General features: G+C 40.8%; 25 protein-coding genes and 1 tRNA gene. 7 read left to right on the forward strand and 19 right to left on the reverse strand.

Annotated features, from left to right (window positions below):
* The first annotated feature begins 68 nt into the window (after positions 1-68).
* Both WKK05_RS19665 and WKK05_RS19670 read left to right on the forward strand, forming a co-directional pair.
* Positions 69-398 (forward strand): (2Fe-2S) ferredoxin domain-containing protein, encoded by a 330-nt coding sequence (locus tag WKK05_RS19665; RefSeq protein ID WP_341524786.1) that lies wholly within the window; start codon positions 69-71, stop codon positions 396-398.
* A gap of 67 nt (positions 399-465) precedes the next feature.
* Complete coding sequence (locus tag WKK05_RS19670) at positions 466-1,365, forward strand: DUF5331 domain-containing protein (RefSeq protein ID WP_341524787.1); 900 nt, start codon at positions 466-468, stop codon at positions 1,363-1,365.
* 24 nt (positions 1,366-1,389) lie between these two features.
* Here WKK05_RS19670 and WKK05_RS19675 read toward each other — a convergent pair whose 3' ends face one another.
* From WKK05_RS19675 to glmM, 9 genes are all read right to left on the reverse strand, one after another.
* Complete coding sequence (locus tag WKK05_RS19675; RefSeq protein ID WP_341524788.1) at positions 1,390-2,385, reverse strand: folate-binding protein; 996 nt, start codon at positions 2,383-2,385, stop codon at positions 1,390-1,392.
* Between the two features lie 274 nt (positions 2,386-2,659).
* On the reverse strand, positions 2,660-3,298 hold the full coding sequence (locus WKK05_RS19680; RefSeq protein WP_341531128.1) for a peroxiredoxin: 639 nt from the start codon (positions 3,296-3,298) through the stop codon (positions 2,660-2,662).
* 172 nt (positions 3,299-3,470) lie between these two features.
* The gene (hpsP, locus tag WKK05_RS19685) at positions 3,471-4,658 is read right to left on the reverse strand and encodes a hormogonium polysaccharide biosynthesis glycosyltransferase HpsP (RefSeq protein ID WP_341531129.1); all 1,188 of its coding nucleotides are present in this window, start codon (positions 4,656-4,658) and stop codon (positions 3,471-3,473) included.
* A 201-nt stretch (positions 4,659-4,859) separates the two neighbouring features.
* Positions 4,860-6,035 (reverse strand): hormogonium polysaccharide biosynthesis glycosyltransferase HpsO, encoded by a 1,176-nt coding sequence (gene hpsO, locus WKK05_RS19690; RefSeq protein ID WP_341524789.1) that lies wholly within the window; start codon positions 6,033-6,035, stop codon positions 4,860-4,862.
* 64 nt (positions 6,036-6,099) lie between these two features.
* Positions 6,100-7,080, reverse strand: coding sequence for a hormogonium polysaccharide biosynthesis glycosyltransferase HpsN (hpsN, locus tag WKK05_RS19695; protein ID WP_341524790.1), 981 nt, complete (start codon positions 7,078-7,080; stop codon positions 6,100-6,102).
* A 39-nt stretch (positions 7,081-7,119) separates the two neighbouring features.
* Positions 7,120-8,271: a glycosyltransferase family 4 protein gene (locus tag WKK05_RS19700; protein WP_341524791.1), complete on the reverse strand. Its 1,152-nt coding sequence runs from the start codon at positions 8,269-8,271 to the stop codon at positions 7,120-7,122.
* A 10-nt stretch (positions 8,272-8,281) separates the two neighbouring features.
* Entirely contained in the window at positions 8,282-9,928 is a 1,647-nt protein-coding gene (gene hpsL / locus WKK05_RS19705; protein WP_341524792.1) for a hormogonium polysaccharide biosynthesis protein HpsL, read from the reverse strand.
* Positions 9,929-10,160: 232 nt separating this feature from the next.
* Positions 10,161-10,901, reverse strand: coding sequence for a glycosyltransferase family 2 protein (locus WKK05_RS19710; RefSeq protein ID WP_341524793.1), 741 nt, complete (start codon positions 10,899-10,901; stop codon positions 10,161-10,163).
* Between the two features lie 301 nt (positions 10,902-11,202).
* The gene (gene glmM, locus WKK05_RS19715; protein WP_341524794.1) at positions 11,203-12,675 is read right to left on the reverse strand and encodes a phosphoglucosamine mutase; all 1,473 of its coding nucleotides are present in this window, start codon (positions 12,673-12,675) and stop codon (positions 11,203-11,205) included.
* Positions 12,676-13,138: 463 nt separating this feature from the next.
* Here glmM and WKK05_RS19720 point away from each other — a divergent pair, with 463 nt between their 5' ends.
* Entirely contained in the window at positions 13,139-13,855 is a 717-nt protein-coding gene (locus WKK05_RS19720) for a heme oxygenase (biliverdin-producing) (protein WP_341524795.1), read from the forward strand.
* Positions 13,856-14,181: 326 nt separating this feature from the next.
* Here the strand turns inward: WKK05_RS19720 and WKK05_RS19725 are convergent, their stop codons facing one another.
* The 3 genes from WKK05_RS19725 to WKK05_RS19735 form a co-directional block, all read right to left on the reverse strand.
* The gene (locus tag WKK05_RS19725; protein WP_341524796.1) at positions 14,182-14,298 is read right to left on the reverse strand and encodes a hypothetical protein; all 117 of its coding nucleotides are present in this window, start codon (positions 14,296-14,298) and stop codon (positions 14,182-14,184) included.
* Positions 14,299-14,357: 59 nt separating this feature from the next.
* Complete coding sequence (locus WKK05_RS19730) at positions 14,358-16,193, reverse strand: tetratricopeptide repeat protein (protein WP_341524797.1); 1,836 nt, start codon at positions 16,191-16,193, stop codon at positions 14,358-14,360.
* A 255-nt stretch (positions 16,194-16,448) separates the two neighbouring features.
* Positions 16,449-16,697, reverse strand: coding sequence for a tetratricopeptide repeat protein (locus WKK05_RS19735; protein WP_341524798.1), 249 nt, complete (start codon positions 16,695-16,697; stop codon positions 16,449-16,451).
* Positions 16,698-16,803: 106 nt separating this feature from the next.
* On the opposite strand from WKK05_RS19735, the gene cobW reads away from it, so the two are divergent.
* Together cobW and WKK05_RS19745 are read left to right on the forward strand one after the other, a co-directional pair.
* Complete coding sequence (gene cobW / locus WKK05_RS19740; protein WP_341524799.1) at positions 16,804-17,865, forward strand: cobalamin biosynthesis protein CobW; 1,062 nt, start codon at positions 16,804-16,806, stop codon at positions 17,863-17,865.
* A 133-nt stretch (positions 17,866-17,998) separates the two neighbouring features.
* Positions 17,999-18,469: an ABA4-like family protein gene (locus WKK05_RS19745; RefSeq protein ID WP_341524800.1), complete on the forward strand. Its 471-nt coding sequence runs from the start codon at positions 17,999-18,001 to the stop codon at positions 18,467-18,469.
* A 108-nt stretch (positions 18,470-18,577) separates the two neighbouring features.
* On the opposite strand, the gene WKK05_RS19750 is transcribed toward WKK05_RS19745, so the two are convergent.
* The 4 genes from WKK05_RS19750 to moaC form a co-directional block, all read right to left on the reverse strand.
* Positions 18,578-18,787 (reverse strand): acetyltransferase, encoded by a 210-nt coding sequence (locus tag WKK05_RS19750; protein ID WP_341524801.1) that lies wholly within the window; start codon positions 18,785-18,787, stop codon positions 18,578-18,580.
* A 360-nt stretch (positions 18,788-19,147) separates the two neighbouring features.
* Positions 19,148-19,456, reverse strand: coding sequence for a DUF3181 family protein (locus WKK05_RS19755; RefSeq protein ID WP_341524802.1), 309 nt, complete (start codon positions 19,454-19,456; stop codon positions 19,148-19,150).
* Between the two features lie 121 nt (positions 19,457-19,577).
* Entirely contained in the window at positions 19,578-19,835 is a 258-nt protein-coding gene (locus WKK05_RS19760) for a hypothetical protein (protein ID WP_341524803.1), read from the reverse strand.
* 100 nt (positions 19,836-19,935) lie between these two features.
* Positions 19,936-20,442 carry a cyclic pyranopterin monophosphate synthase MoaC gene (moaC, locus tag WKK05_RS19765; RefSeq protein ID WP_341531130.1) on the reverse strand — a complete coding sequence of 169 codons (507 nt, stop codon included), beginning with the start codon at positions 20,440-20,442 and terminating at the stop codon, positions 19,936-19,938.
* Positions 20,443-20,479: 37 nt separating this feature from the next.
* On the opposite strand from moaC, the gene WKK05_RS19770 reads away from it, so the two are divergent.
* A tRNA-Arg gene (locus tag WKK05_RS19770) sits at positions 20,480-20,553 on the forward strand.
* A 44-nt stretch (positions 20,554-20,597) separates the two neighbouring features.
* On the opposite strand, the gene WKK05_RS19775 is transcribed toward WKK05_RS19770, so the two are convergent.
* The 3 genes from WKK05_RS19775 to WKK05_RS19785 all read right to left on the reverse strand — a co-directional run bounded on the left by WKK05_RS19775 (position 20,598) and on the right by WKK05_RS19785 (position 23,720).
* Complete coding sequence (locus WKK05_RS19775; protein ID WP_341524804.1) at positions 20,598-21,827, reverse strand: MFS transporter; 1,230 nt, start codon at positions 21,825-21,827, stop codon at positions 20,598-20,600.
* Between the two features lie 69 nt (positions 21,828-21,896).
* Positions 21,897-22,910 (reverse strand): glycosyltransferase family 2 protein, encoded by a 1,014-nt coding sequence (locus WKK05_RS19780; RefSeq protein WP_341524805.1) that lies wholly within the window; start codon positions 22,908-22,910, stop codon positions 21,897-21,899.
* A 78-nt stretch (positions 22,911-22,988) separates the two neighbouring features.
* Complete coding sequence (locus WKK05_RS19785) at positions 22,989-23,720, reverse strand: C40 family peptidase (protein ID WP_341524806.1); 732 nt, start codon at positions 23,718-23,720, stop codon at positions 22,989-22,991.
* 6 nt (positions 23,721-23,726) lie between these two features.
* On the opposite strand from WKK05_RS19785, the gene WKK05_RS19790 reads away from it, so the two are divergent.
* On the forward strand, positions 23,727-24,665 hold the full coding sequence (locus WKK05_RS19790) for a serine hydrolase (RefSeq protein ID WP_341524807.1): 939 nt from the start codon (positions 23,727-23,729) through the stop codon (positions 24,663-24,665).
* Positions 24,666-25,133 lie beyond the last annotated feature (468 nt).

Genomic DNA, 25,133 nt, shown 5'->3' on the forward strand with positions numbered 1-25,133 from the left:
CGGTACTTTTTAATTGATTTATTTTCCCCTCTTCTGAATTTTTTGTGTCTGAAATGCTTTGTTAAAAAATGTCATACACAACTCAACCATCACACTCCCCAAAAACAGATGAACCCTCTTCTAAATGTGTAAGGGTGTGTCAAAATCGTACTTGTAAAAAGCAAGGCGCAGCCAAGATACTAGAAGCTTTTAAAGCTTTGCCAATCCCTGGAGTGACAATAACTGCTAGCAGTTGTTTGGGGCAATGTGGCAATGGCCCTATGGTTTTAGTATTACCCGATATGGTTTGGTATAACGCTGTTCGACCTAATGAAGTACCTCTACTGCTAGAACAACATCTACTAGGTGGTGAAAGTGTCAAAAAAATGCTCTATTATCGGTTTCATCCCCAGGGATAAAGCGAATTAAAAAAGCTAATTAACAATTTAAAAGTCTGCACTCTTGTTGACTGAAGTGAGGCATCTAATGAATATCCAGGAGCTGCGTCAATCCTTGAAACTGAAGTGGCTGAGTTACTATGAGCAAAATAGTTCTTGGCTTGACAAAATCCAAATTTGGGCTACTTACGATGGAGTGCGGCGTCCTTCGTCTGGTTTAATTGTGACAACGCTGTCTGTTTTAGAGCCGCAGTTTGAGCAGCTACTTCCTTTTCTCCTGGAGCTAAATAACAATCCAGATAAGATAGTCGCAGCTTTAGGCCTCAACTTTAATCCTGGTGAAGAGTTACGTTTAATCAAATCAGAGCATTCTACTGTTGCAAACCAAGTAGAAAGCGAGTCTACACAAGATAAAAGTTTTCAGAAGGAACTTGTACCATCAGTCGCGATTGCAACTCAGGTAACTCGCCAGTCTGCTGTCAAGACGCTAGACACTCCAAAGTTAGCTTACCAACCTGTGTCATCATTAACAGCTACTGCTGAAGTTAGTGACACACCCAAACCAGGGCTATTGGTAGCAGTTGCGACTAAGACTTCTCCTGGGTATCCTCAAAAGATGCCAAATTCCACCAAGCCAGACTCTGGTTTAGTCCACCAAAACAAACCAGTCAGGTCGTTGGTAATTAATACTGACGTTAAGAGTAACGGTAATAATATGCGATTGGCTTTACCACTATCCTTTGGGCGGTTACCTATGGGAGCATCACTGGTTATTACTACTCAAGTTAATAGCAAAGCCAAGACAGTCCCATCATCAGTATTAACTAGTGAGATTTCCCGCGAACACAAACCTTTAAACACCCAACCCCAGGACATTAAGAGCAAAGTAAAGTTATCACATAGCACTAATGCCCGCAGTTTAGCTTCTTGGGTGGATGAATTTTGTCAGGGTACTAAAGGAGAGCGAGAGGACAATATTTTTATTTAAATCTCGAATGTCAACTACACAGAATTAGGGGTATTCATGAGAAACAAAGGGAATTTCTACTATTTCTCCCTCTGTTTCTCCTACTTGGACTTTCAAACCAACGCCACCAGCTTTAGTGCGGATATAACCCAGTCCAAAGTAGCCATCAGCAGTTTCTGTAAAACTGGTAAGTTTGCCAACTTTTTCCTCTCCGATCGCGATCGCACTTCCTACTTCCGCATAATCATTTAGTTTAATTCCCCAAAGGTATTGTTTTACACCTTTATATGTGTTTAATCTAGCAATAGTTTCTTGCCCGATATAACAGCCTTTGCTCAAAGAAATAGTCTGCCACAAACCTACTTCCAGGGGATTGTAATCATCTGTCAGTTCGGCATCTGGGGCGGGGCGTCCTTGTAAAATTCGCAACACATCCCAAGCGCGATCGCTCATCTCGACTGCCCCAGCCTCTAAAATTTTGTTCCAGACTGTTGCTTTGTCAGTATAAGGAAAAGTCAAGGTGTATCCAGGAGAAGCTAACCCACTACCCACAGCAATCCGCACACCCTCAGCAGGAGCAATTGTGTATACTTGGTGATTACCGTAAGGCTGTCCGATTAGTTCACTAGCACCCAACTTTTCTATCACTGCATCGCTTCCTGGCCCTATGAGACTGAAGGTGTTGGTGTAAGTAGTAATGTCAGATAATTCCACCTTGTCGGCGAAGAAAATATATTTATCCAGCCATTCCATCAAAAATTGGCAGCGGTTGGGTGAGACTAACAGGATTACCGCGTCTTCTCTTACGTAAGCGGTTACTAAGTCAATTGTCCTAGCTGTAGAAGTGACGAAAACCGTATCGCATCCTTGTCCTGGCTTAAGTATTTGGAAATCACTAGTACTTTGGTTGTGTAAGAAGCGGAGTCGATCATCGCCAGAGACTTTGATGCGTCCCCAATGGGAGCGATCGCATACAGCAACCCCATCTGTTGCGGCTTGGATTGCTGCTGCGTCTTTACCGTCAAGTGTAGATGTTGGCATGGTGATGATGAGTTGCCCTGTTTCAATGTTTTCGCACTGGAATCTTAGCAAATAAAGTTTTACAGCTTCAATGGCGTAGGGATAGAAGAGGAAACGGTAATTTGGTGTTTAAACTTGTGGCAGCTTGTCGTCAAACATGATCTTTGGCTAAGAGTTAATCTTAAAGGTTTTTAATTTCGATTATTTTTCTTCACGTAAAGACGCAAAAGCACGCAATTCTAACTTTGTGCCTTTGCGCCTCATGTGCGAAATAAATTGGATCAGCTTACCAAACTTACTTGTTAGGCTGAGGAGTTATCCGCAGGTAGGGTTTAACTTCCTCATAGCCTTTGGGAAATTTCTGTTTGAGTACTTCTGGATCTTTGAGTGAGGGGACGATTACAACATCATCGCCGTCTTTCCAGTCAGCTGGCGTTGCGACGCTGTAATTATCAGTCAGTTGTAAAGAATCAATCACCCGCAAAAGTTCGTCAAAGTTGCGTCCAGTGCTGGGAGGGTAGGTGAAACTAAGACGAAGTTTTTTATTGGGGTCAATAACGAAAACCGATCGCACTGTCACAGCTGCATTGGCATTAGGATGGATCATGTCATAAAGGTCAGAAACCTTACGATCTGCGTCTGCCAAAATTGGGTAATTGAGGGAGGTGCTTTGAGTTTCTTCGATATCTCCCACCCATCCCTTGTGAGATTCTACATTATCAACGCTCAGAGCGATCGCTTTCACGTTGCGCTTGTCAAATTCTGGTTTTAGCTTGGCAACTGTGCCTAACTCTGTAGTACAAACAGGTGTAAAATCAGCAGGGTGAGAGAACAGCACAACCCAGCTGTCACCTGCCCATTCGTAAAAATTTATGTCGCCGTGTGTAGAGGCTTGCGTAAAGTTGGGTACTGTATCACCTAGACGGAGAGCCATGCGAGATTCCCTGTAGTTAAAAAGGCGTATGTGTTCTACTTTGCCATCATGACATAAAACACCCGTTTTCCAATCGGGCATTAGCTGTTTGAAACAAAATTTTAAGTTGTCAGTACTTTCAGACAGGGAGACAGAGGATACAAATTGATGAGAAAGTTCTCATTTTTTAAACTTAGTTTGTCAAAATTTCCTGGTAAGCTTGGATTGTTTGCTTAGCGATCGCATCCCAACTAAAATGCTGTAATGCGTATTGTTGGGCGTTTAATCCTCTACGTTGACGTTCGGCGGGATTTTGCAAAGCTTCTTGTAGTAACTCTACAAGTGCTTGTACATCTGTTGCACCCACCCAGCCCGATTGACTATCAACCACCTGCTGGCAAATATGCACTTGGTCGGAAATGATTACAGGTGTTCCTGCTACCATTGCTTCAGCTACAGCAATCCCAAAATTTTCATAGTAAGAAGGCAAGACAAATAAATCAGCAGCTTGCAGTAAACTAACTTTTAATTCACCAGTCACAAAGCCAGTGATTGTAGTGTGCGATCGCAATGGTGAATTGTGTATCTGCGATATTATTTTTTGTTCATAATCTGGATCTTGGGGATTTGTCCCAGCTAAAATAAAGTGAAATTTTTCACCCATTACTAATAGCTTTTCTAGCGCTGGAATCAACAGATTCAACCCTTTTTTCGGGTCAATTCGCGACATAAACAGCACCAAAGGAATATCAGCCGAAATATTGAATTGCTGACGCACAATATTTTTCTTCTCTCCCCCTCTTCCTCTCCCCCCATGTTCTTTAACCCCCAAGGGAATTACCAAATCTGAGGTTGATACTCCAAATCTTTCTGATATTTTGGCTTCTTGATAGCTGGTAAAGTGAATTGCTGCTGCACCAGCTAAATTTTGACGTTCTAAAAGAGCAACATAAAGCCGTTTTAATTGTTTTTTCTTGCGTAAATCAGCCGGATCGAGAGTACCCAAAGGACGCAAAATGTAAGGTAGATTTTGCTGACGGCACACAATTGCAGCAGCACTACTTATAGGGGAGAATAAAGCATGGATATGTGCTATGTCAAACTCGTGAGCATGACGCTTTAGCCACCGTAATAAGTCCAACGAAAATTTGTAACGTCTAAATGGGGCGCAACGAAAGTAAATTATTTCATAGCCATCTTGTTTGATTGGGTGATTTAAGGGAACATCTAAAGGTTTCTGCCCAGTATCGCCATTACTGTCAGTCGTGAGAATTGTAACTTCTACTCCCTCTTTTTTCAATGCTGGGGCTAGCCCTAATACCATTTGACTAGGGCCACCATAAATCAGAGAAATTGAGGGGACAATTTGCAGAATTTTCAATTTTCTGTGATTTTTCACTTAACTAATAAACCTCTTACATTAAACAAAATATAAACTACAAAATAGATAAACCTCCTCTTACTCTCTGCGTCTTCTCTGCGTTCGCGCAGCGTGTCGCAGACAGATGCTACGCGAATGCGTCTCTGCGTGAACATAAAAACTCTTATCCCCTACAATTAAAATTTGTAATAATTTGAATAACTAATGACTAATAATAAGTTCTCTATAAAACTCTAATTGTTGTTTAGCTAAAGCTTTATTTGTATATTTAACTATTGCTTTTTGATAACCCATCTCACCAAGACTCTGGGCTAGCTCAGGTTTTTCCATTAATTGAACTAAACAATTAGCTAAAGCTTGGAAATCACCTTCAGGAAAAACTAAACCAGCATCACCAATTACATGAGGAATCTCACCAGAATTAGAACCTATAACAGGTACTTGGCAAGCCATAGCCTCAATTAACACATGACCAAATTGCTCTTTCCAGCCAGCAGAAGTTAAGGTTTTAAATTTGTAAGTTGTTTCAGAAGGGAGTACTAAAGTACTCATTAAGTTTATATAATTAGCAACTTCATCATGGGAAACACTTTCTACCAAAATTAATCGTTCTTGAATGTTATTTTTTGCAGCAATTTTAATTAATTCTGCTTGTAATTCTCCGCGCCCTAGCAACAGTAGCTTCCAAGGTTTATTTTTTAATGTAACTAATGCTTGCAAAAGAGTTAATAAACCCTTTTCTTGCACAAAGCGTCCCACAAAACCTACCACAAAACTTCCTTCTTCAATACCCAATTTAGTAGCTAAATCTGGTTGGAATTTGGGAGTAAATAGCTTTTCATCCACACCAAGTTGCGGCATGACTTTAATTGGGCCTTGATATCCCCGCTGTCTTAAAATATCTGCTCCATCTTGGTTACCAGAAATGATGCCGTGGCTATGGTTGAGGTTATACTTTTCTAGTAAAGCAATTGGTAATTTCAGTTCATAAGGTAGATTCCACCAAGTGAAGAAAACATTTTTTGCTTTTAGTCCTAATAACTGATTTAAGACAATCGTTTGAGTATAAGATAAGCCTCTAGAGCCTTGCTCTACCTGAATAACTTGAGGGCGAAATTCCCGCAACAAAGATATTAAATCAGCACCAAAAGTGAGAAGTCCCTGATGATTTTGACTAAAATTAGATATTGGAACAATTTTAAATCTGCCTTCATCGCGGTATTCAGTTTCAATAATTTTATTTTGTACACCACCTGGTTTCCAGCGCTTTGGAACTATGACTGTGACTTCAACTTCCGGCTCTAGTTGAGATAATTGGCGTAATTTTTCACAGTTGAGGTCTACAATATAAGTGTGGCTAGCAACTAAAATTTTCATTTATATTTAATAGTTTTTATTTGTTAATAGCCATTTGTTGTTTATAACGACCAATGACTAATTACTAAACTTGTTTATCAAGGCGACTATAAATTTGCCCATCATTCCATATTGCTTGGATGACAGTACCCAAGGCTTTAAGAAAACCCAAAGTGTAGAAAACGGAGCGAGTAGCGATTTTGATGGGAGAACCGCTTTTATGGCAAGGTGGGCGTCCTAAAACGTGACAGTCAAATAAACGGGCGTATAGGCGTAAAGCTTGGGTAACAGTGAGGTTTTTTAGCCCCATTAAGAAATGATTGTGGTAGAAGGTTATTTGATATTTGAGCGATCGCATACTAATATCATGGCAACCTCCAGTTTCTTCGCCTAAATGCACTAAATGGGCTTCTGGGTCGTACCAAATTTTATATCCCGTTTGCCGCACTCGCAAACAAAAATCTGATTCTTCCCGCACTGCACTACCGCAAAACCTCTCATCAAACCTCAGTCCGTGCTTAGTAAAAATTTCGCGGCGAAAAGACATATTGCAACCCCTAGCTGTTAATACTTGCTGGGGTTTAGTTGTGTGTACTAAATCAATATGATACCAAGCAATTCCAGGATCCATAGCTTGGGGAGGTAGATATTCAATCTGCATCTCTCCTCCAGAATCACCTAATTTCATTCTGTCAAAGACTCGCCCAGCAACAGCCCCCACCTCTGGGTTTTGCAAATAGTTCTTCACATGAGCTGCCAAAAATCCAGGTGTTAACTGAACATCATCATCAATAAACAGTATTATTTCACCAAGCGATCGCCGCACAGCATAATTTCGCGCTCCTGGCAAACTTGCCCAACCTAAGCGCAACCATTTAATTTTACCTGCTGCCGCCTGTTCTTCTAAGTACGCTTGAGTTTCTGGTTGGTGTTTGTCTGTTTGATCTACTACCAAAACTTCAAAGTTCGGATAGTCCTGTTTGAGGACATCTACAATACTATCCCGTAGTGGTTCCTCTCGGCTGTAGGTTGGAATCACTACGGAAATCAAAGGACAATTGTTCATAATTTTCTGAGGTAGTTTTGCTTTTTCATTTTTAATTATTCATACTGCTGCTGCATAAAGATTGTCCAATAAATCATTTTGTTTTTCGGAGTTATGTACATTTTGGGCTTGAGCTAATGCTCCTGCACTTAAGGATTCATAATGTTCTCTTTTATCTCCTCTATCCAGAAAATGTAAAATTTGCTGTAATGCTTGATCTGCTAGATAGTCATAAGTGCTATTCACAATATCCCAATATTCATCAGTTTTAGTTTTTTCTCCGTGCAACCAATTACTCCAATGCTTAATTTCATTAATTGGTAATTCTAAAATATATCCATTTTCCCCATGACGAATAAACTCTGGTAATGCACATACATTCGTTGTAATCGCGGGTGTAGCAACTGTAAAACCTTCGACAATACTATATCCGTAAGTATCATGTAATGTTGCCATTAATTGAAAATGACTTTGTGAGAATAACTCAAGAACTTTGGCATTCGGAATATTTTTATGGAAGACAATGTTACTTAAATTAAGTAACTTTAAATCTTCTGTATATTTGGTGCGATCGGGAAAATCGGTCGGTACTCCTGAACCATATTCAAGCCCAGATATAATATGTATAGTGATAGGCAAACCTAGTTTTTCAGCTTTTTTTGCTAATCTTAAAGCAACAATTCCACCTTTTCTAGCAAAGTGGTTACCAACAAAGACAAGCTGTAAACTTGGATGTTCTTGATAAATTTTAGGTTGGCTAACTCTTACAGGAAAGTTAGGATGTATTACCAGTAGTTTATTATTAACTTTCTCTGCAAGTGTCCATCCTTCTATCCGCTTGCCGAATCTTAGTTTTGCATAATCTGAAATTGCTATAATTTTTTGGCAATTTTCTAGTGATAACCGATTATTTAATAAATCATAAATTCTAGCTTCTTGCTTATTTTGAGGATTTCTATATAGAACACGATGATCTTCAAATGTGAGAAACCAAGGTTTATTTGTATATAAAATTCTATTGAAAGAATGAATGGTTTGGTATCTTCCCCACAAAGGTTGCCAGGGAATAAAGCTGCCTAAAGGATACCAAACTTTTTCTATAGGATATCTGCCAGCAGGAAAAGGCTTAGGCCGGATAAGTGTATGTTGAGAATTACGAGGTAGATTAGGAATGCTGAGGTGTTGTTGACCTCCTATGATAACTTTTACCATTTTTATCTCTTTAAATTGTTTTTAGAGGTTTTTTCTTGTTTTTGTTCTGAGGGTCAGCATCTTCCTTCTCTTGTTTATCCAAGACTGGCAATTTAAAAAGAACTCCCGCAAAAAACCAGTAGTAGACAGCAACTGGATCGACATCCAGAGGGTAGTAGTAAGTGTTGTAACTTATAAACAATATAAACACCCATAAAGCAGCTCCGTAACTGCGGAAATTACGGTTTTTTATCGAACGATATGTTTTGAAGGCAATAATTGTTAAACTAGTGACTAAACCCAAAAAGGCTAGCAATCCCACTATTCCAACTTCATAAAGTACTTTGGGGTAATAGGTTTCCACCAATTTAGTTGAACCCATCGCACGGGCAGAGTTAGTTGCTCGACCTAAGCCAGTTCCTAGTGGCCCGTCTACGTTTTTCCAGTTTTCCTCAAATTGCTGGACGATAAAATCTTGAGGTGGTGAAGCATCCCAGCGGCTGGTAAAACTCTCAGTTCTTTCTTGGACAATAGCAGGGTTAGTCACCATCGCTATTCCCAGAATTATGGCCAGTCCTACTCCTATAGGGATAAATCGTTTGAGGTTGGCAATTTGACCAGTGAGCAGTAGTAAAATTACGAAGCAGGTTGGTACTAAGGCTAAGGCAATTCTCTGTCCAGAGATGACAGCATTGATAAATACCGATGCCAAAGAACCTAAACCCATTAGCCGCCAAAATATAGAAGGATCAGTGAAGCCTGTAGCAAAGGTAAAAAAGGTGCTGGCAATTAAGAACCATGCCCACTGCCAAGGGGCTACAAAGGTTCCAGGTAAGCGAATAACCCCTTCTTCAGGGCTATATACTAACGCCCCACCAAAATAACATCGGGCTTCGAGTGTTGCTCTAAATAAGGCATCTCCTTCAAGACCTCTAGTACCTTGACATACACCAGTTAGTAAAAAAAAGTATTGAATAAATCCCAGCACACAACAAATTAGTGTGAGAACAATCTGGAGGCGCGATAAAAATAGAAAATCCTGCTTATTGCGAATTAAATAGTAAGCGCAAGTAATTAAGGGTACGTAGCCCAAAAGTACTTTCAGTCCTAAAATACCCATGCCTAAAGGTATTTCGTTGGGTGCTTTTTCCAAAAGTCCGACGCTTGGCGGGTTGAACTGCTGTCCTCCGTTGACAAACACGAGCGTTAACAGACTGCAAGCCAAAACAATATACAGTGGGATCTTAATGCCTTGGGGAATAATTATCGGTAGCCCCTGCTTACGGCAAGTTTGCCAAAGCCCAATTAGCGCTGGTACATAAAAGGAGTCTTTAGCTAATTGAAGTATCGGGCTATTACCCAAGTAGTAGGTGATAGTACCGCCAACAGGCACATAAATGATGAAGGCATATAGCGCTATCCGCGGATACTTATAGGAAAGGGACATAACGATTATCCCTAAGACGGAAGGAGCTGCTGCTTTAAATCCAGCTATGAAAAAAAGCACAATGCCAACGAATAAACCGCCAAAGGTAGCGGTGGTAAGCAAACTAATGAGTTCTTTGCGTGATTGGGCTGTTTTGCGCTTTTGAGCTAACCGTTCTTTGAGGCTAAGAGTAGGAGTTTCTTTTTCAGCCTGCTTTTTTGATTTCTGAGATTTTGACTTGAATTTTGGCATAGTGGCGCTGTAGCCTATCAGAGGATGCTTGGAAAATCGTAAAGTTTACTGAAAAACCCTCTTCAAACTTCTCCCCCACAGGGAAAGAGGCTTTGAAACCTCCATTCATTTGTAGATAAGGGAGGCTAGGGGAGTTAGGTTTGGGAGTTCTTAATGTTAATCACAATACTTTTCAAACATCCTCTCAACCTCAAAAAATATCTATAGCTTACATACAAATGCATCAGAATAGCTATAGCGTATACAAACCAAATTCATCTCTAATTGATTTAGTTAATGATTTACGGTCAAAAATATTGAAGTTTAGTTTCATTGAACCATAGAAAAGATTTTCGCCTGTTTCTACAATGTAAATTGCCCCAAGAAATGGCAATGGTTTAATAGGTTTTGCCTTATTTTCTAATACGCCTCTGACTTTACCGTGGTCTATATAATATTTGTAGTATCCATAACCGCGATTATATTCTGCATTTTCTGGTAAAAAATTTAAGTCATAGCGGATAATGTTTGATGTACCGCACATTAAATAGAAATTTTTTCTTTTAATATATATATATTTACTAGCTTCTTTATATTTATAACCTTTGTTGATAAACCATCCATTACATTTGGGATGTTGCTTAATAAATGCGGCTAAGTTTTTGCTGATGCAATCGTCTGCATCTACTGTCATAGTGTGAGTTGGGGAAAATCGGCTAGCATACATTAATCCTTTCAAGATTTTTCGCCCTTTATCTGTGTCTCCTCTAGTTATAGGGTTTGTCTCATTAGCAGGTGGGAAATCAACTGTAATGTATGTAATTTTAGGATGATAAAATTCTATTTTTGGCTGTTCATGGCAAACGACAATAGCTTGAAAGTCAGGTGATGTTTGGTTGCAAATTGATTTAATACATCTTTCAAATAATTGTGTAACACGCTCCCAAGAATTGGAAGCTTGGGGACTTCTGAGTGGGATAATAAAAACAAGCATTTTATTAAGAAAGAAATGAGGAGTCAGGAGTCAGAATTTATATTACTCCCTCTACGATGTAAGATTACTATCTACTTTTTCTTTTTTCTTCTCCTATCGGAGATGCTATGCGAATGCGTCCTTCTCTGTGAGACCGGAGGCGAATGCGGTTTGTTAAATCAGATATCCTATCAGAATTCTAAATTATTCAATATATTAATTAATACAAATGTCAAAGCTTCCACAGATCACCAAGGCTGGTTAATTTGCAGAAGCTGTGACGAAAAAGTTGCACTATTTGAATGGTGAGATAGGGGCGAATTTAGACCGCTATGTGTTGCTGAACTTGTGAGACTAATTCGTTTGTCCAGTAGTTAGTAAGTTCGGCATTAGCGGCTTCTACCATAACCCTGATGACTGGTTCTGTACCAGAGGCGCGAACCAAAATTCTGCCAGAATCACCCATTGCTGCTTCGGCAAGGGCGATCGCTTGTTGCAAAGGTTCACAATCTTGCCATGCTAGACGGCGATCGCGGTCTACTACTCGCACGTTCCGCAATAGCTGTGGATAGGTCTGAAAGCTTTGGTCTACTAATTCTGCTAAGGAAACACCCGCCTCTTTAACTAAAGCTGCTAAATGCAATGCTGTTAATAAGCCATCGCCAGTAATGCCGTAATGACGGCAAAGAATATGACCTGATTGTTCACCGCCTAGCATTCCCCCAGTCCGCAACATTTCTGCTTGTACATATTGGTCACCGACTGCGGTGCGAATTAAGTTACCACCTTGTTGCTTCCAAGCCCTCTCAAAGCCTAAGTTAGCCATGACTGTGGATACAATCAGGTTGTCTGGGAGTTGTTGCTTTTGTTGTAAGTGGCTTCCCCACAGGTAGAGAATGTAATCACCGTTTACTTGCCGTCCAGTATTGTCTACAGCTAAAACGCGATCGGCATCGCCATCAAAGGCAAAGCCTAAGTCGGCGTTGTGTTCTTGTACAGTTGCTTGCAGAATATCTAGGTGAGTAGAACCGCAGTTGACGTTGATGCGATCGCCATCTGCTTCGTTATGCAAGGAAATGACTTCTGCCCCCATTTCTGTAAATACTGAAGGTGCTAATCCAACAGCTGCACCCCAGGCTAAGTCCAAAACAATTTTCATTCCCTGAAGATTTACAGCAGCGTTTAAGGGGGTTTTCAATGTCTCGCTATAATGCCGCAATAACTCAAGGCGTGAGTAATGCCGTCCCCACTTATTGCTGCTAGCAGTCGATGATATGTTGCCGCGTAGTCCTGCCTCAATTTCTGCCTGTAATAGTTGGGGTAACTTCGCACCACCCGCACCAAAAATTTTAATCCCATTGTCCTCTGGGGGGTTATGGCTGGCAGAAATCATGACTCCGCCGATGGCGTCAGTGATGCTGGTGAGATAGGCAACGCAAGGAGTGGGACATAACCCTAGATACCAAACCTCTAATCCCGCTGCTGTTAACCCTGCACTCAAGGCCATAGCTAACATATCGCTGGAGTTTCTGGAATCCTGTCCGAGAATCACTGGCCCTGTTTGACTCGCATGGGTACGCAAAACAATACCCGCCCAAAAACCAACTTGCAATGCTAAGGGCGCACTCAGCAATTCTCCCACTCGTCCGCGAATACCATCTGTACCAAAAAGGGAAGTCGCTGGTAATGGAATTAAATTTAGTGCAAAACTGCTCTCACTAGCTTTACCCACTCCATCAGCTTCTGAAGCAGAATCACCAGCAATACCTGAAGTCCGAGTTATAGATGAAACCATAAGTTTAAACACTCCACACAATCACACCAAAAATATACTTGACACTTTGTTCAACAATTCCGACAGAATAACTTATCTATAATTGTTTTTCTTTGGCAAAATTTATTTTTATGAAGTTTTTTTACGTATATTTATTTAAATTGATTTTTATTTGTACGTCAGTATTGTGACAATAATATTATTAGCTTTTACTGAGATATGAAGTCTCTAGGTTGTAGCTAACTATTGCTATTATGTCTCGACTTCAGCCCTGTTAGAAAAAGTTAGACTATTGCAATACAACTTGTATTTCCTGAGCCATATTGTCGCTAAATGCTGTGTAAATTAATACAAAAAACTAAAACTTAAAGAATTTTAATATAAATTCTCATCAAAAAGTTCTAATGTAACGTTTTAATGGCTTTTTTAGCCGTTCGTAAATCAAAAACTCCAACAATTGATTTTTAAAGTTGAGAAATTTAGCATGAGCAGCAATTTAGCAACCAAATTACGTGTAGGCACTAAAAAAGCCCATACGATGGCAGAAAATGTAGGTTTTGTCAAGTGCTTTTTAAAAGGAGTAGTCGAGAAGAACTCCTACCGGAAACTAGTTGCTAACTTCTACTTCATCTACTCAGCGATGGAAGAGGAGATGGAAAAGCACCGCCAGCATCCAATTATTTCTAAAATTTACTTTCCCCAGCTAAACCGCAAGTATACCTTAGAGAAAGACTTGAGTTATTACTTTGGTAACAACTGGCGGGAGCAAATCCAACTATCTTCAGCAGGAGAAGCTTATGTAAAACGTATCAGAGAAATATCTGAAAAAGAGCCGGAACTATTAATCGCCCATTCTTACACCCGTTACTTAGGCGATTTATCTGGGGGACAGATTCTCAAAAACATTGCCCAAACGGCGATGAACCTCTCTGATGGGCAAGGTACTGCCTTCTACGAATTTGCAGACATTTCTGACGAAAAAGCATTCAAAGCCAAATATCGTCAAGCTTTGGATGAACTACCCCTTGATGATGCTACAGGCGATCGCATAGTTGAGGAAGCTAACGACGCGTTTGGCATGAACATGAAGATGTTCCAAGAATTAGAAGGCAATTTAATTAAAGCGATCGGTGTAATGCTGTTCAACAGCCTCACCCGGCGTCGTACACGCGGTAGCACTGAACTTGCCACTGCCGAGTAAAAGAAGAAAGATTTTCATGTTTTGTTATGAACAGCAGTGCATGGGAGTTCGTCTTAAAAGTCTAAGAGTGCGGAGTGTGGTGTGTAGAGTCATCAGTTTAGACAACTTTGTGAATGTGAGTTCATAAGTGTATCTGGGAAAAATTAAGCGCTAAAAACGCTCAAAATATTTAGGGGCAATAGCCTTGTGACTGCTTTAGATAGATGAAAGCAAGCATGGGGAGATTGCCCCTCAATTATGATTAATCAGCGTGTGAATTCTGCGGGAGTAGTGAACTTGCTAACGTTGAGTAAATTTTTGTAATTTTTCATCTAGTTTTTCTTGTTTCAGAAGCGTTGTAGCCAAGTTACTGTATTCTGTATCACGGGTTGAATGGCAATAGCTTGACGAAAAGCAGCGATCGCTTCTTCAAGTTTTTCCTGTTCTATTAAAGCTACAACCAATTGGCTGTAGCTAAAAACACTCAGTTTAATTTTAATGGCTTGGCGATAAGCAACTATCGCTAAAGCTTTTTAATTAATTCCATCAGTGTTTGATAGGAATCTGTGTCCCCTTGTTCTTGAAAGAGGTTGGCTGCTTTTTGTAAATCCGCGATCCCCCCTTTCTTGTCTTCCAAGGCATACCGGGTAAGTCCTCGACCTGCATAGGCTTTGGCATAATTAGGATTAATCTTGAGGGCAAGGTTGAAATCTGCTATAGCTCCTTGCTTGTCACCTAACTCATAGTGGGCTAGTCCCCGGTCACTGTAGGCTTCGACAAAGTTAGGATTAATCTTGAGGGCAAGGTTGTAATCTGCTATAGCCCCTTGCTTGTCACCTAACTTATAGCGGACAATTCCCCGGCTGTAGTAGGCTTCGACAAAGTTAGGATTAATCTTGAGGGCAAGGTTGAAATCTGCTATAGCCCCTTGCTTGTCTCCCAAATCATAGCGTGCTAGTCCTCGGTTGACGTAGGCTGGGGCAATATTGGGATTAATCTTGAGGGCAAGGTTGTAATCTGCTATAGCTCCTTGCTTGTCGCCTAGCTCATAGTGGGCTAATCCTCGATTGTAGTAGGCAAAGGCATAATTGGGATTAATCTTGAGGGCAAGGTTGTGATCTGCTATAGCCCCTTGTTTGTCTCCCAAATCATAGCGGGCTAATCCTCGATTGCTGTAGGCTGGGGCAAAGTTGGGATTAATCTTGAGGACAAAGTTGAAATCAGCTATAGCCCCTTGCTTGTCTCCCAAATAATAGCGGGCAGTTCCTCGGATGTTGTAGGCTTGAGCATCATTGGGATTGAGGCGAATTGCTTCTGTGGAAGCTGTGATTGCTCCTTTATAGTCTTTTAATAAATAACGAATAACCCCTTGACTACGTTTGGCATCAGCTTTCTTTCCTTGTACAGCAAATAATTCTGTTGCTTTCTGTAAATCTTCAACAGCTTTCTGATTGTCTCCAGAATCTCTGTGAGCTAATCCTAGTTTATAGTAGGCATCGGCATAATTAGGATTAATCTTGATGGCTTGGTTGTAATCAGCGATCGCACCTTTATAATCTCCTTTATGGTACTTATCCCCACCCTGAATAAAGAAGTCATCTGCTTTCGGAACTGTAGCGATGGATGTACTAGGAGAACTAACGCCTACATCAACTCCAGTTTGGGCAGAGAGTTTCAAAAAGGTATTAATCGGAATGCCCAAATTAAAGCCAGTCTTAATAATCACGTTAGGATTTTTATCAGAGATTTTAAAGTTCTCAGTTGTATCGCTTCGACCATGAATTCCTATAACTTCGCCTTTGTCATTCAACACTGGGCCACCACTCATCCCTGCCAACGTCTCATTGCTGTAAACCAATGCATAGCCATCACGCAGAGGTTTTGAGGCATTAGCTGTAATTCGCCCATCAGTGAAATTGTAAATGGAACTGGAAATGGCTGCACTTATTTGTGGAAAACCAGCCACATAGGCGGTTGTTCCTTCAGTTGACAAGTCTGAGTTACCGATTTTGGCAACAGGATAATTTTGATTGCTAGTAAATTGCACAACAGCTAAATCAACTGAAGGAAGCTTTTTAACAGTGCTGTAGTTAAGTGAGTAATGCGTTCCCTCTGGAGTTACAATTTCGTATTGAGCTTGAGCTTCGACAACGTGTTTGGCAGTAAGGACAGTGTAAGTATTACCCTCTCGTTTAATAATGATTCCACTCCCAGAGCCATCGTGATTCTCAATTTCTACAGTAATAGCTTTGGCAACTTTCGCAACCTCAGATGAGTCAAGTGCAAGAGCGTTTTGGGGTTGCACAAAGGCAATTGATACACCAATTAATGCTGGTACGAGTGAATAATAAAATTTCATTTAATTTATGATGAGGGAGCAAATCCGAGCAAAGGATACAGCAAGAGTTAGTAAAATTCCTTAAATAAGATGACTTTAATAAAATACCGTAATTAATCACAAAAAAGTCAGTCAAAATTAATTAAGTTATTTAGCATTATAAAAGCCTGTTGATTAGCGATCACATAGCCCACTGGGGACTTTGGATAATATCCAAAATGAGCGCAAATATTAACAGTTAACTGACAGTAGTCGCGCTGGTGTTTGATATTCTGACTACAAAGCGATCGCTGCTTCTGTTTTGTTCTGCACAAATAACACTGTGCCTAACCGCACATACGCAGTAGCATCATTAGGTTCTTTTTGAATTATGCGTTGCCAAAGAGCTTCTGCTTGCTGATATTTTTCCTCTTGTAGGGCAGTTTGTGCCTGTTCCACTAAATCTACAATCTGGGCAAAACTAATTTGCGGTACTATCACCAGAGATAAAGTTACAAGCAATGGCAATATTTTTAGGCTATGCACAGAATTTCAGTTTAGAATAACTAAGTCAATTTTCAAACCTAGCTTAACCTCCGTATCTAAGTTTGTAACCCGTGAGACTTATACACTGAGAAAATCAGGCAAAAAGATGGCTACAAAAATTCCTGTCACAGTAATCACAGGCTTCTTAGGTAGTGGTAAAACCAGCTTAATTCGCCACCTGCTACAAAACAACCAAGGACGCCGCATTGCTGTTTTAGTCAACGAATTTGGCGAACTTGGTATTGATGGTGAATTGTTGAAATCTTGTCAAATTTGCCCCGAAGATGGCGATGGCGAGAGTAATATTTTTGAATTAACAAATGGCTGCTTATGTTGCACGGTTCAAGAAGAATTTTTTCCCACAATGCAACAGTTAATTAAGCGGCGAGATAGCATTGATTGCATTTTAATTGAAACCTCTGGTTTAGCTTTACCAAAACCTCTGGTAAAGGCTTTTCGCTGGCAGGAAATTCGTAACGCGGCTACTGTCGACGCCGTAATTACTGTAGTAGATTGTGCGGCGGTAGCAGCAGGGACATTTGCCAGTGATCCGGAGGCAGTGGCAGCCCAGCGGCAAGCTGATGATAGTCTAGAACACGAGACACCTTTGCAAGAATTGTTTGAAGACCAACTTGCTTGTGCAGACTTAGTAGTTTTGAATAAAACTGATTTAGTTGATGCAAAAACGAAAGCGCAAGTTGAGGAGTTGATTAAACGAGAATTGCCGAGAGTTGTGAAGATTGTTGAAAGCGATGCCTCCGGCGGGCTACGCCTACGCTCTCAACTAGACCCATCTATATTATTAGGATTTAAAGCCGCAGTTGAAGACAATTTAGATAGCCGTCCCAGTCATCACGATACCGAAGAAGAACACGAACACGACGAAGAAATTACCTCAGCTAATTTAATTTTGGATCGTGCTTTTGACCCAGAAAAGCTGCAACAACAGTTAGAAATATTGGCACAGCAACAAGAAATTTATCGAATTAAAGGCTTTGTGGCAGTACCAAACAAACCTATGCGTTTAGTAATGCAAGGTGTGGGAACACGATTTGATAAGTTTTATGATCGCCCTTGGCAGCCAGAAGAAGCAAGACAAACCCGCTTAGTTTTTATCGGTCGTGATTTGAAATCCTCAGAAATAGAAGCACAACTTGTAGCTTTATAAGTTAGGAGTAGAGACGCGATTATACTCTTACGAGAAGCCGCTCTTCGAGCGTCTACGCGTCTGTTAATGTAAAATCAACAAACAATACTAATCACTTGAAATACCTAACCCTAATTATTCACTTTAAAAAAGTATGGATATCTCTCAACTGTTTAACGTTGCTAATCTTTTCGTTTTGCCCTTTTGGGCATTGATGATTTTCTTACCCAATTGGAAAGTGACGCGGCGAATAATGGAATCATATTTGCCATTTGTGCTATTAGCTGGGGTATATTTGTATTTATTTATTAGCAGTATTACCCCAGAAACCGCTCAAGATTTCTCGAATCCTCAATTAGCTGATATTGCCCGGCTTTTTGCAGATGAGAAAGTCGCTGCTACGGGTTGGATTCATTTTCTAGTAATGGATTTATTCGTTGGTCGTTGGATATATTGGGAAGGACAGAAAACAGGTATTTGGACAATTCACTCCCTAGCTTTATGTTTGTTTGCTGGGCCTTTAGGATTACTGTCCCATATCTTGACTGTCTGGATTTCTAAGACATTTTTCCCGCAGTTTCAATCAAATGAAGCGGCTACTGTAACAGAAAAAACTGCCTCATAAACTGGTACATAATAACATACAGTAGAGGCGCACAGCTAACTGTGCGCCTCTACTATGATTTGTATGCTACTCAATTGAAAATTGCTGCTATTTTCAAATCATTAAGCTTTAACCGTTTCTATAGTTGGCATCTAACCAACAGCGTGGTAAGTCTTCACCAGAAGGAAAAATCAGGTTTTCTTTTTTAAAAGAATCGGTTTGCTGTTCTTCCTGTCCCTCTTGGTCTTTAGCGTGAACTGTATCATTATTGGGGTCAAGCAATTCTTGAATTTCTGTAATTTTTACCAATTCCCCAGAATCTTTGAGTTGCAAAAGCATAGAATAAACCTCAGTAAGTGTAAGTTTGTGAAAGTCGAGTGCTAAGTCAGTTTGAAACTAGCACTATATCTGCGCCAACTTGTTGCGATCGCAGAAACTGCTTATCCTTAATTGTTGGGGATAATATTTATCACGCTAGATGTAGATCAGCTTTTGTATTACAAAGCTATCGTGAAAGGCTAAAATAGGGTATACAAAACTGCCACTAGATTAGTTGTTATTTAGTGGTGTCTTTTTTATAAAATTGACTAAGTACAAGATATTTAATGTAATCGAACAATTCCCTAATTCAAAATTGTGCAAGGAAATGCTTCCTGACAAAATTGTTCAGTTAAAATCTCTACTTAATTAGGGCAGAAATTATATCTCGCGTTGATATTTCTCCAAAATATCTACTAAGTTAACCTGCCCTTGCAGAGGTAGTAAATCGATTAAAGGAAGTTCTCGTCTTCCGCCACCAATTTTTACAGAAATCGATTCCAGAACTTTTATAACTCGGTCTTCTGTTACAGAATTGGAAGTAATTAAGGGATATAGCTGTTCAGCGACAACAGTATGTAGTTTGGCATCTGATAAATAAAGATGCCACTTTGCTATGTCTATGTAGACATTTTCGCCAATTTCAGATGCTAGGGCTTCGAGTAGTTCTGCTGTGTTAGTTTTAGCCATAAAAACAACCTTATATTCAGAAAAATAGTGAACTATCAGGCTTCGTTTTACATTATCGCTCAATTAATTCAGCTTACCCACTGCCAGAGGTTACAATCGCCCTAGCATCAGTATTCCATCTTCAGGTGGATTTTGGTGGCGACTCGGTGTAGTTAGCGATCGCCGCAATATAAATCAGATGTACCAACAATAGTACTAGCCAACTTACCGTCAACCAGGGCAGCCACTCCCAGGTTGCTGCTTTTAAGTTGTGGAAAAACCACAACCCAGAATTAATAGTAGCGGCGATCGCCACATGGATGGCAAAATTCATGCGGTCATCTAATTTGCGGAACTCTGGATCTTTGCGATCGGGTTTGCGAGGCCAACGAGGAGGCATAAATATTTGTTACCAGCTTGAATACACCCTAATTATTCTAAAGTTTTTGGGGATGCGGTTGCTATTAGACCTCTAAAGCTAATCATCACCTTTGAATTGCTTATGAGTCTGCTAAGGAATAATCTCCTGATTTTCCGCCACTTTTACTTAATAATCGAATCGATTCAATTTGAATGGACTTTTCTAAGGCTTTCGCCATATCGTACAGAGTCAAGGCTGCAATAGAAACGGCAGTCAAAGCTTCCATTTCCACACCAGTTTCAGCTTTGGTTTTAACTGTGGCACGAATATGGTATCCAGGTAGTTGTGGATCAGGTGTAATCTCTACGGTAATTTTTTGTAAGGGCAGTGGATGACATAAGGGAATTAAAGCCGCCGTTTGTTTGGCTGCCATAATCCCAGCTAATCTTGCAGTTGCTAGCACATCCCCTTTTGGAGCATTTCCGGCTTGTATCGTGGCGAAGGTGTCTGGTAGCATTCGCACCTTGGCAACTGCTATTGCTTGGCGGACTGTAGCTGCTTTGGCAGACACATCCACCATTTGCGCTTCTCCTTGCTGATCGAGATGAGTTAAGTTGGCAGAATTAGAGAAAAAATTATCTTGCATCATTGGGTGAAAACGTGTTAATATAATTTCCTGGCAGGGGCGTGTAGCTCAGTGGACTAGAGCACGTGGCTACGGACCACGGTGTCGGGGGTTCGAATCCCTCCTCGCCCGTTAGTTAAAAATAGTAAAGGCGCTGTAAACAGCGTCTTTTTATTTTAGGTTTTCTCTAAGGCGTAAGCATCTGGAGCGCGACCCAAAGCAAAGCGCAGAGAATTGCCTAAATCTTTGCTGGATTGAGTCAGGAAGATGATTAGTGCCAGAAAAGTTAAAGCTGCGCCGTAGCCAAACATATTGTTGTAGCCAACTTGTTCTGCAATTGAACCGAGAATAGGAGCTGCGATCGCAATCCCTAAGTCAAAGCCGGCTATGCACAGAGCAAAAATTCGCCCTCGTTCTTGTGGGAATGAGCGGTCTGCCATCATCGTAGTGATCATGGAGATTAGCGTACCACCACCACAGCCCTCAAGGATCGCAGCGAGTAAGAAGGCAGTTTTACTATTGGCTTGCCATAGAAATAATGAAGATAAAGTGTAGCAGACTATACCAATAGTAATAAATAGGCCACGACCTAAGCGATCGCTTGCCCGACCAGCAAACACCCTGATTGCAAAACTGGAAATGGCTGCGGCGGTGAAAAATAATCCAGCGTTCAAATCTACCCCAGTTGATTTGATGAACAATGATACAAAGGTATGCATAGTACCGACGGACAGACCAACTAGCAACATGACCACAGCCGGAACTCTCACCCGTGGACTGCTCAAAATTTGCCAAAAGTTGCTACTCTTCTCATCTGACAACTTTGTGTGTATTGGTGGATTAGTGACTTGTAAAATCCCTAAGAACGCCAGGAAAGCTATTTCTGCGGATAACAAAAATAAGAATGAATAACCAGTTGTACTTTGTAAATACCCTCCCACAGCAGGGCCAATGGCTAAACCAATGGGAGCCGTCAAACTCATATAACTAAAGATTTCCCCACGAGTTTCCGCAGGAGCTAAATCTGCTATTAATGCACTATATCCAGTGGTAAAAGCGGCGATGCTAATGCCATGAAAAATCCGCACCAGGATTAACAGCGGAATTGATGTGAATATTATGTAACCAAAAGGAGCGATCGCGGCTACTATTGTGCCAATCAACAAAACAATTTTTCGACCGCGTTCATCCGCTAGTCGTCCCAGCATTGGGCGAAATAGCAATAACCCAATGGCGAAACTGCCCATCACAATCCCAATTTGTTGCTTGGTTGCCCCTACATCTTCGATGTACAGAGGTAGAGTTGGCAAGAAAGATGACAAACTTGACCAGAATAATAAACCTGCTGTGAATAAAATCAGCAGGTTGCGTCGCAGGTGCGCATCGAAGGTATTAAAAGCTTTCAAAGCAGATGTAATTTCTCAGTTATCAGTTAACAGTTATCAGTTGTATTGATAACTGTTAATATTGTTACCTTACTTAATATTTTTTGCTACTACCTCTCGCACGCGATAGATGGGGCGTCCTTGGGATTCATGGTATGTACGCATGAGTAATTCTGCCAAGAGACCGAAGCAAAATAACTGTACTCCAGTTACTAGCAGGAGAACCGCCAAAATCAGCAAAGGGCGATTACCAATATCTTCATGAAAAGCCAATTTAACGAAAGTCAAGTAAATTCCAATCAGTGACCCCGCAACCATTGAAGTTAAACCCAACAGCCCAAAAACGTGCATTGGACGTGTCAGGAACTTCTTCATAAACAAAATAGTTAACAAATCCATTAATACCCGGAATGTTCGCCAGATACCATACTTACTGCGGCCAAAGCGCCGGGCGTGATGTCGTACAGGCATCTCTGTAATTCTGGCCCCTTCAATATAAGCTAAGGCTGGTAAAAATCGATGTAGTTCCCCGTAGAGGTTCATATCTGCCACTAGTTCCGTACGATAGGCTTTCAGGGAACAGCCATAGTCGTGGATATTGACGCTAGTGGTGCGTCGAATCAGCCAGTTAGCAATTTTGGAAGGAAGTAAGCGATTCACAGCACCATCTTGCCGTTTTTGCCGCCAACCACTTACTAAATCGTAACCTTCCTCCAGTTTTGCCAATAACATAGGGATATCCAGGGGGTCATTTTGCAGGTCAGCATCTAAAGTAACGATCGCTTTACCTAATGCATAATTAAACCCAGCTGCCATTGCCGCAGTTTGTCCGTAATTACGACGCAAAATTACCGCTTTTAAATCACTACGGATTTGCGCTTGTTCTTTGAGCAGTGCTGCGGAACCATCTGTAGAACCATCATCCACACAAATTATTTCATAACTTAACTGACTCGCAGATAAACTAGATGCGATCGCTTCTAGCAAAAGCGGCAAACTTTCTACTTCGTTATGCACTGGTACAACCACCGATACATCAGGGGTAATTGCTAAAATCGCCCCATTCTCCTCACTATTCCTTTCGGAAATTAACCCACTCCTCATTTTTCTTCGCATCCTTCGCTACGGCAGTCGCTACAACGGAGGGAACCCCCTGAAGTTTTCAGCGGAGGCTTCCTCTGCTCAGACTTCTTTGTGCAATGCGCTGCCTTGTCTTTGTGGTTCGTAACTCCTGACAACTCTGCCAGCACCTCGTAATTGCTGATAGTATGACTGGCTTACCGCATCTCCCTGTTCCGAAAGAATATCAATTCCAATACCATTCCGTCCCTGGTCTTTGCCAGAACTATGGATGTAATAACCATCTGCCAAATAAAGTCCTACATGAGTTGCTTTTTGAGTATTTCCAAAAAATACCAGATCACCTGCTGCTAATTCTGCAATGGTGATTGGTTGGGTGAATGCTTCTTGCTGATAAGCATCTCTGGGTAACCAAATACCCACCGAAGCAAAAGCTGCTTGCATCAACCCAGAACAGTCGTAATTTGGGCCGACTGTACCACCCCAAAGATAATAATTTGATTGTTGCATCGCTTTTTGGGTAAAGTCGATGACCTCTACTATGAGTTTTTTAATTTCAGATTCTGAAAATATGGCAGCTTGATAAGGTACAGTGGCAGGTTGTAATAAACCCAAATCTGAAAGAGATATCCACCCTGGATAGTCATCCTCACGTAAATAGACCTCAACCGCTGAATCTTGATGATTTGATGTTACCTGTAAATGTCGCCCAGATGCGGCTTGAGTTGCTAAACTCTTACATTCAGGAGAATCATATAAATTTAAGTCGCTTAGGCACTGGTACTCTCCCGATTTGGGATTTGGGATTTGGGATTTTAGATTAAAGGACTTCATTCGAGAATGATTTTTTTTAGTAAAGACGAACAACTCGAAAATCTTGGTAATGGCATTTTAGAAGCAACTTGGACAGCATTTCCGACTTTAGCTCGTAACCAAATTGCTCTGACTTGGATTGTTTACGATCCCCCAGTCCCAGTAAATACTGGTGGCGCTTTGACTCCCAACGCTTTTTGGAACCACTCTGTCCGTGGTTTCACGTATCGCGGTGTTGAGCGTATTTATCCTGCAAGTGTAGTTAAGCTATTTTACTTAGTGGCTGTCAACGAATGGCTGGAAAAAGGCATGAGCCAAACTTCCAAGGAGTTGGAGCGAGCCATGCGCGATATGATTGTAGATTCTAGCAATGATGCTACCAGTTTTGTTGTAGATATCTTGAGTGGCACAACTTCAGGGCCAGAGTTACCCACTGGGCCGTTTGAAACTTGGAAATATCAGCGTAATATTATTAACCGCTATTACCAATCTTTGGGTTGGGAGGAAATACAGACAATTAACGTCTGCCAAAAAACTTGGGGTGATGGCCCTTATGGACGAGAGCGGGCATTTTATGGGGAGATGCTGGAAAATCGCAATATGCTAACAACAAATGCGATCGCTAGATTACTGCACAGTATAGTTGGTGGAGTGGCAGTTTCTAGCGGGCGATCGCAAGCAATGATGGCTTTGCTCAAACGTAGCCTCAAACCCGATGATTTACCCACTGACGTGGAGGAAAATCAAGTTACGGGTTTTTTAGGTGGTGGTCTTCCCCAAAATGCTCAAATTTGGTCAAAAGCAGGCTGGACTAGCCAAGTTCGCCATGATGCAGCATATATTGAATTACCAGATCAGCGCCCTTATCTGTTAGTACTATTTACTGAAGGTAAAGAACACGCCAAAAGCCAGACTCTCTTGCCCTTTGTTTCTAAGCTATTTGCTGAAGCAATTGCCAGTCTATGAGTGACTTTGGTGGAGGAGTGAGTGAATATAAATCTCTGTATCCCCAATCTCTAGTCCCCAGCTCCCAATCCTTTTACATTAGAGAAATTTTGTTCCTGTTTAAGACTGAGTAAGCTGGGGTTATATCAGTTTGAAAAAAGAATTTGATACATAACCCATTGTAGAGACGTTGCAATGCAACGTCTCTACTTCGTAATTATTAATTAAATCTGTATTACCATGATAAATGGTTACAGAAACTCTTCATTAGCTCCTTAATAAACAGGGCTTGGCTCTCAATTAGAAAAAACCTTAAAAATAGCAGAAGGATAACAATTTTGTCATCTATCAAATTTAGGATATTGCATCTAGTTTTTAGCTAATAAATCTAAAGTAGATTAAGTCAAGGCCAAAATGTAAAAATCGATTTTTTGGTGCTAGATTTTGAATATTGCCCGAATTTGTTGAATAAAATCAACAAACTTAGAT

This window comes from Nostoc sp. UHCC 0302 (assembly GCF_038096175.1).
Taxonomy (GTDB): Bacteria; Cyanobacteriota; Cyanobacteriia; order Cyanobacteriales; family Nostocaceae; genus UHCC-0302.

Bases quoted from the DNA above. Each gene is read 5' to 3' on its own strand.
- WKK05_RS19745 (WP_341524800.1), top strand. From the start codon at position 17,999: ATGGATATCTCTCAACTGTTTAACGTTGCTAATCTTTTCGTTTTGCCC.
- hpsN (WP_341524790.1), bottom strand. From the start codon at position 7,080: ATGAACAATTGTCCTTTGATTTCCGTAGTGATTCCAACCTACAGCCGA.
- WKK05_RS19665 (WP_341524786.1), top strand. From the start codon at position 69: ATGTCATACACAACTCAACCATCACACTCCCCAAAAACAGATGAACCC.
- WKK05_RS19785 (WP_341524806.1), bottom strand. From the start codon at position 23,720: ATGAAGTCCTTTAATCTAAAATCCCAAATCCCAAATCCCAAATCGGGA.
- WKK05_RS19720 (WP_341524795.1), top strand. From the start codon at position 13,139: ATGAGCAGCAATTTAGCAACCAAATTACGTGTAGGCACTAAAAAAGCC.
- WKK05_RS19675 (WP_341524788.1), bottom strand. From the start codon at position 2,385: ATGCCAACATCTACACTTGACGGTAAAGACGCAGCAGCAATCCAAGCC.
- WKK05_RS19700 (WP_341524791.1), bottom strand. From the start codon at position 8,271: ATGGTAAAAGTTATCATAGGAGGTCAACAACACCTCAGCATTCCTAAT.
- WKK05_RS19730 (WP_341524797.1), bottom strand. From the start codon at position 16,193: ATGAAATTTTATTATTCACTCGTACCAGCATTAATTGGTGTATCAATT.
- hpsO (WP_341524789.1), bottom strand. From the start codon at position 6,035: ATGAAAATTTTAGTTGCTAGCCACACTTATATTGTAGACCTCAACTGT.
- cobW (WP_341524799.1), top strand. From the start codon at position 16,804: ATGGCTACAAAAATTCCTGTCACAGTAATCACAGGCTTCTTAGGTAGT.
- WKK05_RS19760 (WP_341524803.1), bottom strand. From the start codon at position 19,835: ATGCCTCCTCGTTGGCCTCGCAAACCCGATCGCAAAGATCCAGAGTTC.
- WKK05_RS19670 (WP_341524787.1), top strand. From the start codon at position 466: ATGAATATCCAGGAGCTGCGTCAATCCTTGAAACTGAAGTGGCTGAGT.
- WKK05_RS19755 (WP_341524802.1), bottom strand. From the start codon at position 19,456: ATGGCTAAAACTAACACAGCAGAACTACTCGAAGCCCTAGCATCTGAA.
- WKK05_RS19710 (WP_341524793.1), bottom strand. From the start codon at position 10,901: ATGCTTGTTTTTATTATCCCACTCAGAAGTCCCCAAGCTTCCAATTCT.
- WKK05_RS19790 (WP_341524807.1), top strand. From the start codon at position 23,727: ATGATTTTTTTTAGTAAAGACGAACAACTCGAAAATCTTGGTAATGGC.
- glmM (WP_341524794.1), bottom strand. From the start codon at position 12,675: ATGGTTTCATCTATAACTCGGACTTCAGGTATTGCTGGTGATTCTGCT.
- WKK05_RS19780 (WP_341524805.1), bottom strand. From the start codon at position 22,910: ATGAGGAGTGGGTTAATTTCCGAAAGGAATAGTGAGGAGAATGGGGCG.
- moaC (WP_341531130.1), bottom strand. From the start codon at position 20,442: ATGCAAGATAATTTTTTCTCTAATTCTGCCAACTTAACTCATCTCGAT.
- hpsL (WP_341524792.1), bottom strand. From the start codon at position 9,928: ATGCCAAAATTCAAGTCAAAATCTCAGAAATCAAAAAAGCAGGCTGAA.
- WKK05_RS19750 (WP_341524801.1), bottom strand. From the start codon at position 18,787: ATGCTTTTGCAACTCAAAGATTCTGGGGAATTGGTAAAAATTACAGAA.
- WKK05_RS19680 (WP_341531128.1), bottom strand. From the start codon at position 3,298: ATGGCTCTCCGTCTAGGTGATACAGTACCCAACTTTACGCAAGCCTCT.